At 53.1% G+C, this 13548-nt stretch carries 15 protein-coding genes; 4 read left to right on the plus strand and 11 right to left on the minus strand.

Annotated features, from left to right (window positions below):
* Positions 1-123 precede the first annotated feature (123 nt).
* The 4 genes from IDH41_RS22585 to IDH41_RS22600 all read right to left on the minus strand — a co-directional run bounded on the left by IDH41_RS22585 (position 124) and on the right by IDH41_RS22600 (position 5167).
* The gene (locus IDH41_RS22585) at positions 124-1797 is read right to left on the minus strand and encodes an extracellular solute-binding protein (protein WP_190865124.1); all 1674 of its coding nucleotides are present in this window, start codon (positions 1795-1797) and stop codon (positions 124-126) included.
* Between the two features lie 143 nt (positions 1798-1940).
* Positions 1941-2849, minus strand: coding sequence for a carbohydrate ABC transporter permease (locus IDH41_RS22590; protein ID WP_190865127.1), 909 nt, complete (start codon positions 2847-2849; stop codon positions 1941-1943).
* 17 nt (positions 2850-2866) lie between these two features.
* Entirely contained in the window at positions 2867-3805 is a 939-nt protein-coding gene (locus IDH41_RS22595; RefSeq protein WP_397328437.1) for an ABC transporter permease, read from the minus strand.
* A gap of 504 nt (positions 3806-4309) precedes the next feature.
* A complete protein-coding gene (locus tag IDH41_RS22600; RefSeq protein WP_190865129.1) occupies positions 4310-5167 on the minus strand; it encodes a hypothetical protein in 858 nt (285 codons plus the stop codon).
* 161 nt (positions 5168-5328) lie between these two features.
* Here IDH41_RS22600 and IDH41_RS22605 point away from each other — a divergent pair, with 161 nt between their 5' ends.
* Together IDH41_RS22605 and IDH41_RS22610 are read left to right on the plus strand one after the other, a co-directional pair.
* Positions 5329-5799 carry a hypothetical protein gene (locus tag IDH41_RS22605; protein ID WP_190865131.1) on the plus strand — a complete coding sequence of 157 codons (471 nt, stop codon included), beginning with the start codon at positions 5329-5331 and terminating at the stop codon, positions 5797-5799.
* A 9-nt stretch (positions 5800-5808) separates the two neighbouring features.
* Positions 5809-6450: a TetR/AcrR family transcriptional regulator gene (locus tag IDH41_RS22610; RefSeq protein WP_190865133.1), complete on the plus strand. Its 642-nt coding sequence runs from the start codon at positions 5809-5811 to the stop codon at positions 6448-6450.
* 151 nt (positions 6451-6601) lie between these two features.
* Here the strand turns inward: IDH41_RS22610 and IDH41_RS22615 are convergent, their stop codons facing one another.
* From IDH41_RS22615 to IDH41_RS22630, 4 genes are all read right to left on the minus strand, one after another.
* Positions 6602-7282 carry a hypothetical protein gene (locus IDH41_RS22615; protein ID WP_190865135.1) on the minus strand — a complete coding sequence of 227 codons (681 nt, stop codon included), beginning with the start codon at positions 7280-7282 and terminating at the stop codon, positions 6602-6604.
* 193 nt (positions 7283-7475) lie between these two features.
* On the minus strand, positions 7476-7925 hold the full coding sequence (locus tag IDH41_RS22620) for an RNA polymerase sigma factor (RefSeq protein WP_190865137.1): 450 nt from the start codon (positions 7923-7925) through the stop codon (positions 7476-7478).
* A 384-nt stretch (positions 7926-8309) separates the two neighbouring features.
* The gene (locus IDH41_RS22625) at positions 8310-8531 is read right to left on the minus strand and encodes a YdeI/OmpD-associated family protein (RefSeq protein WP_190865139.1); all 222 of its coding nucleotides are present in this window, start codon (positions 8529-8531) and stop codon (positions 8310-8312) included.
* 163 nt (positions 8532-8694) lie between these two features.
* On the minus strand, positions 8695-9111 hold the full coding sequence (locus tag IDH41_RS22630) for a hypothetical protein (RefSeq protein WP_190865141.1): 417 nt from the start codon (positions 9109-9111) through the stop codon (positions 8695-8697).
* 89 nt (positions 9112-9200) lie between these two features.
* On the opposite strand from IDH41_RS22630, the gene IDH41_RS22635 reads away from it, so the two are divergent.
* Positions 9201-9764 carry a hypothetical protein gene (locus IDH41_RS22635; protein WP_190865143.1) on the plus strand — a complete coding sequence of 188 codons (564 nt, stop codon included), beginning with the start codon at positions 9201-9203 and terminating at the stop codon, positions 9762-9764.
* Positions 9765-11122: 1358 nt separating this feature from the next.
* Here IDH41_RS22635 and IDH41_RS22640 read toward each other — a convergent pair.
* The 3 genes from IDH41_RS22640 to IDH41_RS22650 are packed head-to-tail and all read right to left on the minus strand — an operon-like array spanning position 11123 to position 12517.
* A complete protein-coding gene (locus IDH41_RS22640) occupies positions 11123-11275 on the minus strand; it encodes a hypothetical protein (protein WP_190865145.1) in 153 nt (50 codons plus the stop codon).
* A gap of 40 nt (positions 11276-11315) precedes the next feature.
* The gene (locus IDH41_RS22645) at positions 11316-12113 is read right to left on the minus strand and encodes an alpha/beta fold hydrolase (protein WP_190865147.1); all 798 of its coding nucleotides are present in this window, start codon (positions 12111-12113) and stop codon (positions 11316-11318) included.
* A 23-nt stretch (positions 12114-12136) separates the two neighbouring features.
* Complete coding sequence (locus IDH41_RS22650; protein ID WP_190865148.1) at positions 12137-12517, minus strand: YciI family protein; 381 nt, start codon at positions 12515-12517, stop codon at positions 12137-12139.
* 257 nt (positions 12518-12774) lie between these two features.
* On the opposite strand from IDH41_RS22650, the gene IDH41_RS22655 reads away from it, so the two are divergent.
* On the plus strand, positions 12775-13323 hold the full coding sequence (locus IDH41_RS22655) for an N-acetyltransferase (protein ID WP_317890801.1): 549 nt from the start codon (positions 12775-12777) through the stop codon (positions 13321-13323).
* The last annotated feature ends 225 nt before the right edge of the window (positions 13324-13548 follow it).

Consider the following 13548-nt stretch of genomic DNA (forward strand, 5'->3'; position numbering starts at 1 on the left):
GACACATCGCCGCAAGCCGTCAGCCGGATTTTAAGGACATCATCGTGGGCGCCGGCAAATCGGCTGTCCGATATTTCAAGCGAATCGGGCGCTTCGCGAGGAAGCGCCCGATTCGCTCTTAGACTAAGATTGCGCCGATGCGTCGTAAGCGGCTTGCAAAATTTCGAGGTAGCGGTCGAGCTTGAGGTTTTTCAAGCCTTGCACGTAGCTGTCCCAGTCTTTGTCGAGATCCTTGTTGCCCGTGACGAATTGAAGCGCGCTTTGCTCGATGTAGTCGCGGATGTTCGTCTGCAGCATGCTCATCTCGTCGCTCTGCGCCGGGTCGACCCAGATCGACCAGAATGGGAACAGCTCCTTCGGCTCGCTGCCTTCGTACAGCTTCGTCGCCTCGTACAGCCTGCGCTCGTAGTTCGCCGAATCGTAAATGTCGGTTCCTTGCACCCAGCTGTCCCGGTACTCCTTCGGCATGTAGAAGTGGCCCATGCCGGACCAGCCCGCGTTCCGCGGCTCTTCGCCCTGCTTGCCCGGAATCGTCTTCACCATCGGCTCGACGCCTTCGCCGAGCGCCTTGTCGCCGGGCGCCGGATCTTCCCAGTCGATGCCCTTCATGCCGGAACCCGCGTTGGTCTGCCCTTCCGGCGTGTACATGTAGTCCGCGAGCTTGATGAGCGCGATCTGCTCCTCCTCGCTCGCCTTGTTCGTGATGACGAATTTCCCGCCCGGGGAGACGCCGCCGTTATCGTGCGTGGCGTATGCGCCATGCGGCCCTTGCAGCGGCGGCACCGGATTGTACTTGGCGGAACGCGGTCCCGCCAGGTCGATGAAGATGGCCGGATGCATGCCGGCGCCCGCGCCCAGAATTTCGGCGTCCGCGTTTTCGCCGATTTTTTTGAACGCCTCGGCGTTTTGCGTGAACGCGCCTGGATCGATCAGCCCTTCGTCGTACAGCGACTTGACGTAGGCGAGCCCTTCCTTCCACTCCGGCTTGATCGCCGCGGATTCCACCTTGCCGCCCGACATATTCAAATAGTTGCGGTCGTCGTTGTAGACGAAGCCGTTCATCAGGAACGGAAGGACGCGCACGCCGAATTCCTCCGTCGAGCCGCTGAGCGCCACTTCGTCCGCCGCGCCGTTGCCGTTCGGATCCTGCGTCTTAAACGCTTTCAGAACGTTCTTGAATTCCTCCGGCGTCTTCGGCATGTCGAGGCTCAGCTTCTCCAGCCAATCCGTGTTGATCCACATTTTGCTCGGATAGGAGCAATGGAAGCATTGCGTGTACGCGACCAGCCCGTAAATTTTGCCGTCCGGCGCCGTGTTCAGCGTCTTCAGGTCCGAATTGGACGCCATGGCGGCCTTGATGTTCGGCGCGTACTTGTCGATGAGGTCGTTCAACGGCACGATGACGCCCTGCTGGCCGAATTTCAACAAATCGGCTTGCGAGAATTGATCGATGTAGTGCGTCAAAATGTACGCGTCCGGATAGTCGCCGCTCGCGAGCGAAATTTGGCGTTTCTCCTTCGCGCCGTCCGACGGCACAAGCTCGAAATCGAATTTGATGTTGAACATGTCCTCCACATGCTTCGTATACTTGTTGGTCGGCAGGTCGATGCCCTGCTCCTGCACGGCGAACACGCTGATCTCCAGCGGCTCCGACGGGGCATCCGACGCCGTCCCGGACGAATTGCCTCCGGACGGCTCGTTGGTCGAACCGGACTGACCGCTATCGCTCGAGCAGGCCGATAGCGCCATGACCAGGACGAGAATGAGCGACAATAAACTCCAGCTGATCTTATTCATTTTTTTAGCTCCCCTTTGCATAGTTACCGTTCTTGTAAAACCGATTTGTTCGGGCCTGCCGCATCGAACATTGGCGAATCGTTCGCGAATGCCTACATCGCCCCCACCTCCTTTATCCGAAACGGCCGACGGGCTTGCGGCCTTCAGCCCTTGACGGAGCCGACGAGCATCCCCTGCACGAAATAGCGCTGCACGAACGGATAGATGATCAGGACCGGCAGCGTGGCCACGACGATGAGCGCGTATTTGAGCAGCTCCGCCAGCTGCGCCCTTTGCACCTGCACGCTGATGTCCATCGCGCCGGCGCTGTTGTTCTGGATGATGATGCTCCTCAGCACGAGCTGCAGCGGATAGAGCTTGTCGGATTTCAAGTAGATCAGCGCGTCGAAGTACGCGTTCCACTGCCCGACGGCGTACATGAGGACGAGCACGGCGAGAATCGGCTTCGAGAGCGGAATGACGACGCTGGCCAGAAACCGCCAATCGCTGCACCCGTCGATTTCGCTCGCTTCGACCAATTCGCCCGGAATCGTCGTCTGGAAGAACGAGCGCGCGATGATGACCTGCCATACCCAGATCGCGTTCGGAATGAGCAGCGCCCAGCGGGAATCGATCATGCCGAGCTCCTTCACGACCAGGTAAGTCGGAATGAGCCCTCCGCCGAACAGCATCGTGAACATGACCAGCATGAGGATGCCTTGGCGGCCGAAAAACGTTTTCCGCGAAAGCGGATAAGCCAGCATGACCGTCAGCGTGACGCTGATGAGCGTCCCCGCCGACATATAGAGCAGCGAATTGCCGTAGCCGGTCATGATGAGCGGCGTTTTCAGAATCGTTTGGAAACCTTTGATCGACAGGTCCACCGGCCAAAGCCAGACCTTGCCGGATACGACGGCCGCCGGGCTGCTGATCGAGCTGCTGACGATGTAAATAAGCGGATACAAGACGACGACGAGCACGAGGCTCAAGATGACGTAGATCGCGAAGACGAAGATGCGGTCGCCGGCCGACTCCCGTATTTTTGTTTTGGGCGCCGTCGATGAAATTGCCATGTCCCATTCCCCCTTGCTTACCAGATGCTGTTATTCGAAATTCGTCTCGCGAAGCCGTTCACCGCGACCAGAAGGACGAGGTTGATGACGGAGTTGAGCAGGCCGACCGCCGTGGCGAAGCTGTAGTTGGCGTTCAGCAGGCCCATGCTGTACACGTAGGTCGCGATGACCTCGGACGTGGGCAGGTTCAGCGAGTTTTGGAGCAAATAAATTTTTTCGAAGCCGACCGACATGATGCTGCCGACGTTCAGGATCAGGATGATCGTGACGGTCGGAAGAATGCCGGGCAGATCGACATGCCAAATTTTCTGGAAGCGCGACGCCCCGTCCACTTTGGCCGCCTCGTACAGCGTCGGATCGATGCCGGCGAGCGCCGCGAGATAGATGACAGCCGCGTAGCCGGCCGTCTGCCAAATGTCCGACCAGACGTAGATTGAGCGGAACATGCCCGGCTCGCCCAGGAAGTTGACCGGCTCGAAGCCGAAGTATTGGAGCGCGATGTTGACGAAGCCGAGCCGCGGCGCCAGGAACAGCATGATCATGGACACCATGACGACCGTGGAAATGAAATACGGCGCGAACGTGACCAGCTGGACGAACCGCTTGAAGCGGCCGTTCCGGATCTCGTTCAGCATGAGCGCCAGCAGGATCGGTATCGGGAAGCCGGCCAGCAGCTGGTAGAAGCTGAGCAGCAGCGTGTTGCGGACCAGCGTCCAGAAGATCGGATTTTCGAAAAACATCCGGAAATATTTCAGCCCGACCCAAGGACTGCCCCAGATCCCCTTGACGACGTTGTAGTCCTTAAACGCCAGCACCGCGTTCGCCATCGGCACGTATTTGAAAATGACGAAAAACAGCAGCGGCGGAATGACGAGCAAATAAAGCTGCCAGTGCGACCGCAAGCTTCTGGCAAACTGCCTGCCGTACCCGTTCTTGAACGCGTAGGCGGGCTTAATCGATTGATGTTTGGTAGCCGGTTGTTGCAGCAGAACGATCCCTCCTCAAAATGTTGCCCCATGTTGCTTTGGCCGCGGCGGCGGCCGCTTTATAATCCCTTGCAGCGCCTCGTCGCCGGCGCTTGATAGCGCTTTCCACATCCCTGATGATAGTGGAGAACACCCTCGTCCAGGTAGGTACATTTGGGTCGTTTAGCGTACAGATTCCCCGTTTTCGGAGGGCCAATTCGGCCGGGGAACGTACCTTTTTCCGCGGGCGGCAGCGGGATTGGTCTAAAGCAGGGCACGGGACGCATTTTTTGCGGCATGCCAAAAAGCCTGACAACCTGTTGTCAGGCTCGGTTTAATAGACATGTAACTTAGTACAACGCAGCCGGACGCCTTGGCTCGGTCAGGCGGAACCCGCCTTGCGGCTGCCGGCACGGCAGACGGACACCCTGACTCGGACAGGCGAAACCCGCTCTTTACCGTTGCCAGCATGGCTGCCGGCCATATCCGCCTCCTTCACCCGCCGTTAATCTCCTCCGGCTCCCAGCCGAGCGCCGCCTCCAGCATCGTTAACAGCTGGCGGGCGCGGTGCAAATCCGGCTTTGCCTTCAGCAGCCGGAACTCTTCGCGGACGTGCCCGACGTATTCGCCGCGCAGCCGCTCCGCCTGCTCTTCCGTCAGCGCGTACAAGTATTGGCGGACGACGTCGTGGGACACGTACCCTTCCCTGCTTTCCAGAAAACGATGCGGCGACTGCTGGTACCACGCTTTGGCCGACGCCTTCAGCGCCGCCGCGATCGGCTCGCGCCCGCCGGCCATCGCGCGGAGCCGATCCGCCGCGATCAGGTTCCGGTACTGAACCGCGTTCCCCTCGGGATACGTGTTCGGAAGCGCATAGAACTGCAGCAGCCGATCCAGCATGACGACGTACGGCTCCGGATCGGCGCGCCCCGCGCGGAACTTGCAGGAGACCGCGGCATGCGCGATTTCCTTCAGCAGACTGAGCGCTTCCGCCGCCTCCTTCTTGCCCGGCGTGCCGGCAAAAAACGCCCCCTGATTGCCCGCCCGTATGTCCGCCCGATCGATCGCGTCGTGCAGCGCGTCCTCGAATTGCTCCTTGCTGTGGGGCGCCCACTGCGCGAAGCGGTCCATCAGCGCTCCCCTTATCCCGAACTCCCTGCGAAGGATCGAACGAAGGTCGATTCCGCCGCTCCCGCTCGCCTGCATGAAAATATCGTGCAGCAGCTTCTCGAGCGATTTCGCTTTTTTGACCGCGTGAAGATCGGCATCGGGCACCGCATATACGGCCGCTGCATCCTTTCGCTCGAGCGCGGCCGCGAATCGCCTCAGCTCGTTTAATAGCGTGTCCTCCATAATCCCGCACCCCTTTCTCGCCTTATTTTGCCACCGCGCGGCAATTTTAAGCTCGTCCATCCGCCTTCGCTTATTGACGGTCTTTTCGTTCTCTGCTAATATTTGATTAAACGATCAAATAAAAGTTTAAACGATCAATCAATTTATAAGGAGCGGTTGGAATGAACGACAACGGTCAACCTGTAAAAGCAATCGGCGATGCGCCGGATTGGGTAATCAAATGTCTCCCTCTCTTAAGCACGGTAGTAGGCGGAGGCGCGCTTTGGTATACTTGGTTTAAATACAACGAAATGGTCGAGCAGGCGGGCGGGCCTTGGTACGGCTGGATCCGGATCGGTTTTACGCTGCTCATCGGGGTTCTGTGCTTGGCGGCGACCGTCTTGTTCCTGTTCGGCCGATCCTCCGCGTGGGACGTATTCAAAACCGGATTGTTTCTGGTGCCGGTCATGCTGGTGGCGAATTTGGTCATTCTCGTGATCCGGGCCATCGTCAGCGTCGTGCAGGGAGAGGCAGGCCCTTTTTTCGACAAGCTGTTCGACTCGCCGCAAAACATCATTATTCCGGTCATCGTTATCGCCTTGGTCACGTTAGGCGTAATGAGCAAGAAGGACGAAAACAAAAACAGTCAATAAGGAGCATCCATGAAGGAAAGCAGCAAAAAAGGCGAAGGAAAACAATCGTTCATCGCGGAAGCGAGGCGTGAGCAAATGTTCGAAGCGGCGATCCGGACGCTGGACGAAATCGGCTACGTGAACGCCAGCCTCGCCCAGATCGCCAAACGGGCGGGCATCAGCACGGCGCTTATTTCGTACCATTTTGCGGACAAAAGCGACTTGATGAATCACCTGCTCGTCAAGCTGCTCGAAATGTCGACCACTTACATTTTGGACCGCGTCCATGCGGAAAGCACGGCCCGCGGGAAGCTCGGCGCGTTCATCGAAGCGAGCCTCGCCTATCAGGTGTCGCATCCGGCCCATAATACGGCGCTGATCGAGATCATTTTCAACTCCCGGACGCCCGATAACGTGCCGTATTACAAGATGGACGACGACAACGACGACGAGGACTACATTCGCGTCACGCTTCTGCAGGTTTTGCGCGAAGGGCGGGAGAACGGGGAGTTCGGGGCGTTTAACGCCGATGCCGTGGCCAGCGTAATCCAGGGCGCGATCGGCGAATACATGCTGACCGGCGCGGCCATTACGAAGAAGGTCGACGTGGAGACGTATAGCGCCGAGCTGATCGGCATGATCGAGAAGTCGATCCTAGTCGTAGCAAAATAGGATTGTTTAAATGAATAGCCCTATTTACAAAGAACCTTCCAGCATGTGCAGGGAAGGTTCTTTAGTGTAGTACAATAACAGATCACTCAAATTATTAAATGGTCTGAGTTAGTCCTATCTCATACTGAAAATCAGGGATATCAGTCCTTTACTAGTTACTACTTTGCTGGATAATCGGAATATCCATGCTATTTACAACCACTGTTTTTCCGGCCTCATTCAGGCCTTGAATTTCGATTTGCGTACCCATGTAAAATGGGAAACGGACAAACCAGATCATGCGGCCATCTTGAATAGGGATCATTTTCGCAACCTGTTTATAGTGAGTCTGTTTATCAGTCAACTCAATATTAACTATTTCCTGATTAAACGATTCGCCATAGACGATCGGTAACGGCGGTTCCCCTGACCCGTCCGGTTCAGTTCCTGTTACATATTCAAAGACCAGGCTGCCATCCCGTTTCAAATTGTTCAGGTTGCTGAACTGGTAACCTCCCCCTGTTACCCATTTCCAACCTAATAGCGTTTTCTTCCAATATTCCAAATTTAAATCTGCGTATTCGTCATCTGTTTGACCGTATTTTCTTGTATAAAAAACAACTACACCTTCGTTTGTCCATTCTTTATGCACGATTCCATCCATTTCAAAACCCGTGACGTTCAAGGTGCGATACCTTTCTGTAATCACCTGTCTCAGATTATCATCAATGGCGGGGTCAGCAGCCGGATTTGTCAGATTCATCGGGAATAACCAAGCATATACGATAAAGCCAATTAGGGCAACACAAACCGTTGTCACAGATGTTTTCCAAAACCATCGCTGTTTTCTCACCTTTGTCACCTCTTCCTTTATTGATTGCAATTGGCTCGATGTTGGTCGCCGTTCTTGACGGAGAGGACCTTCAGAAAGCCGTGTATACCATTGAGGTTCATTAGGTTCTATGGGAGTCTGCCTCCTTTTTTCATAAGGTAAATAGCGAAATGGATAACAATACCTACTTGTTGTTAGATCCTCTTGCTGTCACTTAGTACTGATCTTTCTTCAGCCACTCATCGAGCTTCAATCTGGCGCGATACAGCCTAGACTTGACCGTACCTTCTGGCAGACCGAGTAAATCCGCCATGTCTGCTATTGGCATTTGGTAATGGGCGTTCAACAGAATTATTTCACGTTGCTTCATCGGCAATCGAATCACCAGTTCCCATATTCTGTCCACGAACTGCTCGTCAAAATAAGTCGTTTCCGCCGAAGGAGTGGATCGATCGCTTTGTACGTAATCCAATAGCACAATTTTGCGAAAAAACGCCGAACGCTTATAATTAATTGTTATATTTCTTGCTATTCTCAGCAGCCACGTTTTTACAGAACTTTCACCGCGGAACGAATCAAGAGATCGAAACGCACGGATAAACGTGTCTTGCGCAATATCGTCGGCCATATCGTGTTTTGAGTCAATACATAAGAGTAATTCCACACATCCTTCCAATATTTTTGGATAAGCCGCTCGATTTCATTTGTTCCGATTTGTGACTGATACCTAAGGTGCTCATCCTCCAACCGTCTCACCTCCAATAAACAGACAACAATGAGCATAAAAAGTTCCATTTTTCAATAAAATATCTTCAATTTACAATGACACAGTCCATTCATAGAGGATATTCCTTCTCACAAACGCAATAAAGAGACAGCCTCTACTGTCTCAATTCGCAAACTTAATAACGAAAATTCAATACGATTCTTTTTACAAATATTTCATTTCAATACTTACTTTCATCAAAAACCACAGCAACGAGGTTTTCATGTGCGACAGAAAAAAGCACGACAGTCGGAACCGCCGGCTGTCGTGCTTTTTCGCTTCTTATGAACTCCGGCCTTCCCTCAGCATGGCGACGGTTTTCTCCAGGCGCCTCTGCCTCGTTTCGGCCGTCTTCGCCTCCTCGATCGGGATGACCAGTCTCCGCTTGTTGCTGTAAGACAGCCCTTCGAAGAAGCTTCCGGCGGCCGCATCCTCCTCAAGCGCTGCCTTCAGGTCCTTCGGCACCGCAAGCTCGCGCACCTCGGTATCGAGCTCGATCTGCACCTCGACCTCGCCCCCTGCGGCAACGCTGGTGCGGCTGTTTTAATCAGTAGAGCATCTTTGTTATTCGGTTTGCAATCTAGGCACGAAGCGATAATGTTGGGAAGAACAGCCATCGTCAAATGGCTGTTTTTGTTATGTCAACTGAATGATTATTGCTCAATGCTCACTCAGGAACTTTATTTTCTAAATGAACCAGCCACTCCCCATCTTCATTAATTAAAATAAATTTATGCGTTACCTCACCCATCGTTGTAATATTCACTTTGGTTAATGCTTCCGCGTTAGCAGCATCAACAACAGTGACATTCAATATTTCGTAGTCAACAAGTCTATTTTCTTCAATGTCCTTCGTGTAAAACGAAATCAAGGATTCTTGGTCTTTAAACGTAGTGTCTTTTATATTATCCAAGACTTGATCAACATCTCTATTCTTAACTCCTTCTAAAAAATTAACTAGGGTCTCTTTAACTGCTGTGTTTACCTCAACGTTTGAATTGTTCAAGCTCAAAATCAAAACCACAGTTCCAATAAGAATTGATAAACATAATACCAATGATATCTTTTTTAGATATTTCTTCACAAATCTACCTCCTTTATGTTATAGTTTCCATTGTAACATTTTTCAAGTATTTCCAGGCAAAAAAAAAAAAAAAAAAAGGACGTGAAGATTTGAAAGTACTTAAGTATTTCACCGCTTCAGCAATCTGCTTAGTAGCTGTTTCAGGCCTAATGTCTGCAGCAAGCGCAGCTCCACGCACAGGCATACTCACACCGGAAACACATTCTTTATCTCCGGAAGAAGTTATCGAAAGTGATAAACCAATTACTTATGCAGTGCCACTTGATTCTTCTTCTTTTAAAGCATTAAGTGTTCCACCAGGTGAACAATGGCTTTATGACTTCCAATTTTGGGGAGTAACTCCAGCTGGTACTGTGAAAACTGATACGTTTGAAGTAGTTGGTGGAGATAATGTTCAAGTTAATAGTCAGGCTGACGCTGATAATTATAATCAAGCCTCAGGTGACTATGGTGTTACACTATATAAAAAGAATTGGCTTGGAATAGGAGTCTCTCAGGGACAAATAAACTATCCTTACGGATCACAAACTGTTTATGTTGGTACGTGGTGGGGAGTTGGCGATGGTAGCTATTATGTCGGATTTAAAACAATTTCTTCAACTACTTCACAAAAAATAGATGGCGAAGGTTCTATCTATCAAAATAATGCTTAGTTATTAAAAAGCCCCCCCACACATATCTCTGAAGTAAGCAGGAGAAATAAGTGGTGGGGGGTTTTCTGTTTCATAGTGGATTTCCTTTACGCTGCCCCCATCACAAAATATGCTTATTTTTACAGTGCAACAAAATGCTTACTCTTTGCGTCTAAAATATTTGAGGAGTCCGAAACGGACGTTTGAAAGGAGGAAAGATCATTTACCAATATAAGGAAAGTATACAAAATATACATCGAGTATAAACATACAAAGATGGAATAATACAAAATTTAAACGATAAAAGGATGGAGGTACCTATGTTGAAGATATTCAGTAGGATTATCTTATTAATTATTGGTGTGTATGTTATTTATCAAGGATACAGCATTTACACATTTAGTGCTCGAAGTGATGGCAGTACGGGTATCTATAAATTTATCTGGCTATTTATACCTGCAACGGATTATCACTTGCATACTTATGGAATTGCTTTTATTGTTATAGGAGCAATAATTACATTGACATCTTTCGCACTGTATCGATTGTCATTGAAGGGTAGAAAGATCGTACAGGATTAAATAATGGATATTTATAAGCTGTGGATCGGAAAGAAGTTCCGATTTCGTTCAAGGCATTGGAACTATTCTCTATGGCAGCAGTAAACATCATGTACTCCATTAACTGCATTAAAAAAGAGACTTTCAGCTAGATCCGAAAGTCTCTTCTATTTCTTTACCCAAATAATAATTGATTCGTATAGGCAGCGTAGGACTATTTTGAATGCCTTAACTGCCTTTACTTTTTCATCGACTGGCGCGCCGCCGGTAACGGCCAGCTCCTGCAGTTCGTGCGACTGACTTCCGGACGCGGACGATCGGCGAGCCGCCAATGGCGGCCGGCTTCTGCAGCCCGTGCGACTGGCTTCCGGAAACGGACGGATCGGCGCGTCGACGGCGACGGCCGGCTCCTGCAGCTCGAGCGCCGGCTTTCCGGACGCGGACGATCGTCGAGCCGCTGGTGGCGGTCGGCTCCTGCAGCCCGAGCGCCTGGGTTCCGGATGCGGACGGTCGATGCGCGGCCAGTAGCGTCCAACTGCTGCAGCTCAAGCGCCAGGTTCACGATACAAACGATAAATACACTGACTAACAGTAACGTACCTCCAAGAACACCATTCCTTACGGTTTCGAATCGTTCACCTCGGAGTGAGGACAACAAAAAAATGTTGCCCCCAAACCTCGATTCACGACACGGCTATGCTCACCAGCAACTCCCCCCCATAAAACGCACACAATAACGAACAAATAAACAAACCGCGCACTGTGCATAAATCGTATGAAGGCACCTCCTATCCACAGGTAGAAAAGAAGGAAGATTTGCTACGCAAAGCACCATACCCGATATCGAAGAAGGAAAAAAGATACGCGGACCGGCGGCCGCTTGCCCGCTCCGAGTCCGGAGAGGATTTCGTCCGGCACGGCGATGCCGGTCGCTGTTTTCTTGCTGAGCAGAATGACGGCTTGGAATTTCATTTGAAGCTTCCTCCTCTTTTCGTCTCGTTATTCAAGTATCTCAATTCGCAAAAAAGTCGCGCAGCACCGGCGCCAGCGCCTCCGGCTTGACGATATGCGTCTGCCCTTCCAACGTTCGATGCTCCGCATTCGGGAGCGCGCGCGCCAGCTGTTCCATCGCGACTCGCATCCAGGCCGGGCTCTTGCCGCCGGCCGCAACGAGCGTCGGCACGGTGACGGAAGACCAGCGTCCGGCCTCAAGCGGCTTGCCCCTCTGGTGATCGACCGTAAGCAGCGTATCGTAAGGCAGCGTATGAGCGACGGCCTTCAGCTTCGACCATGCCGGCATGAGCGGCATCATGGCGACGACGGGCGCCGGCAAGCCCACGCCGGTCCGCATGAAATGCTTCACCGCGGCACCCCGTCGGCCCGCTGCCAGCAGTCCCTCCATCCGCTCCGAATAATCGGCCGGCACCGGCTTGCGGCTCGCGTCGACGACGAACGGCGCTTCGTAGAGCGCCAGCTTCTTCACGGACGGCAGCCGGTTCGCCGCCTCGAGCGCGAGCGCCGCGCCCGACGATATGCCGTAGACGAACGCCGATCCGCCGGCTTCGCCGATCAACGCCGAGAGGTCCTCGATTTCGCGCTCGATTTCGTAAGGCATCGTGTTCCCGCTGCCGGCCCTCCCCCTGCGATCGTACGTATAGACGGTATAATGCCGCTGAAGCTGCGCGGCAAGCGCCCCGTTCGGCCCGTTCTCCCGGCTGCACAGCGCTCCGTCGACCAGGATGAGCGGCGGCCCGCTGCCGATCTTCTCATAAGCGATCGCCGTTCCGTCTTGCGAATAAACGTAGTTCATGGCTCCTCCTTGATTGGCGCAGATTATTCCGATTGACCGGTCAGCTCGTGCATCTCGATAATTTGGCGAAGCTCGATCTCGCCTTGGCCGAAGCCATGCGGATCCGGCATGCGCAGCGCCCATTCGATCGCCTCTTCCCTCGACTTGACCTCGATCAAGGTGTAGCCGGCGATCAGCTCCTTCGACTCCGTGAACGGACCGTCCGTCACCTTCGGCTTGCCGCCGGGAACCGGATAGGCAATGCGGATGCCGGTCGCGCTGGCGTGCAGACCGTCCGCAGCCAATAGCACTCCCGCCCTCGCCAGCTCTTCGTTGTATTTCATCATCGCCTCCAGAAGCTCCGGGCTTGGCTTAGCCCCTGCCTCGGAATCCTTCGTCGCCTTCACGATCATCATAAATCTCATGTTTCATTTCCCCTTTCGGATCACGTTTGGAGATGCGATGTCCCTTCCGTTACGAAGGGCCAATCCTTCCCTCTTACCAAGTCGACGAATGACAAGCGGGGAAATCGACGCGCCGTCCCAATTTTTTTAAGAAAAGCCGGAAGCGTGCTCTTGTCCTGCATTCCCTATACCAATTCGTCGCGTACGCAATAAGGCCTGCCGAATAATCGAACGCGCGGCCGGAAAAATTATGTATCGTCCGAGTATGTACAGAAAGCGTGGGAAGCCTATTGGAATGGTACGAGAAACTAAGCGACTACTTTCCCGAGCATGAAATGAAACACCCGCAGCAGCTGAAGGAGCTGATCGAAGAGAACGACTACTACCACAAGGAAGAAACCGACGACTACCTTATGCTGTACGCCGATTTCCCCTCGTTCGTCTTCATCGATTATCTGCTCGTCACTTCGAACACCCGCGGCAAGGGGATGGGCACGAAAATTCTCGACCGCCTGAAGGCAAAAGGGAAGCTGATCATCCTAGAAGCCGAGCCGGTTCTGCCCAAGGACAGCGACAGCGAGCGGCGGCTGCGGTTCTATTACCGGAACGGCTTCAAGAAAGCCGATCTGATCCGCTACGTCCGCCGGGACGAGCAGGACGAGCCCTATACGATGCACGTGCTGTACTGGTCCCCCGCCGGCATCCCGCAGGCGATCGTGCTCGAGAAGATGGAGCTGGCCTGCGACGAGATCCACAACTTCCGGTCGAAGCGGCATTACGGGCGCGAGTTGGTCGATCTCGATGAAGCGTTGAAGTGGAAGCATTAACGGCCCGGAATGAGGCTGCCCAAAAGCAGGCTTGCTTCTTAACGTTCGTTGAAATCCCGCGCCTAAGCCACTGTTGCGTGAACGGCCCTCGGGCAGCGCGCCTTATGTCGAAGCCTGCGAATGTGCAGGCTTCAGGCCGCGCCGTTCGTGCAGTGAAGCAAATGCCTGCGAATGTGCATCTTCTTTCGTTCGGTAAGCCAAAAAAGGGGCTCATGTCCCGAAGTC

The organism is Paenibacillus arenilitoris, from assembly GCF_014705655.1.
In the GTDB taxonomy this organism is placed as follows: Bacteria; Bacillota; Bacilli; order Paenibacillales; family Paenibacillaceae; genus Pristimantibacillus; species Pristimantibacillus arenilitoris.

Coding starts and splice junctions, on each gene's coding strand:
- IDH41_RS22640 (WP_190865145.1), bottom strand. CDS start 11,275: ATGAAATTCCAAGCCGTCATTCTGCTCAGCAAGAAAACAGCGACCGGC.
- IDH41_RS22645 (WP_190865147.1), bottom strand. CDS start 12,113: ATGAACTACGTTTATTCGCAAGACGGAACGGCGATCGCTTATGAGAAG.
- IDH41_RS22590 (WP_190865127.1), bottom strand. CDS start 2,849: ATGGCAATTTCATCGACGGCGCCCAAAACAAAAATACGGGAGTCGGCC.
- IDH41_RS22610 (WP_190865133.1), top strand. CDS start 5,809: ATGAAGGAAAGCAGCAAAAAAGGCGAAGGAAAACAATCGTTCATCGCG.
- IDH41_RS22585 (WP_190865124.1), bottom strand. CDS start 1,797: ATGAATAAGATCAGCTGGAGTTTATTGTCGCTCATTCTCGTCCTGGTC.
- IDH41_RS22605 (WP_190865131.1), top strand. CDS start 5,329: ATGAACGACAACGGTCAACCTGTAAAAGCAATCGGCGATGCGCCGGAT.
- IDH41_RS22600 (WP_190865129.1), bottom strand. CDS start 5,167: ATGGAGGACACGCTATTAAACGAGCTGAGGCGATTCGCGGCCGCGCTC.
- IDH41_RS22650 (WP_190865148.1), bottom strand. CDS start 12,517: ATGAGATTTATGATGATCGTGAAGGCGACGAAGGATTCCGAGGCAGGG.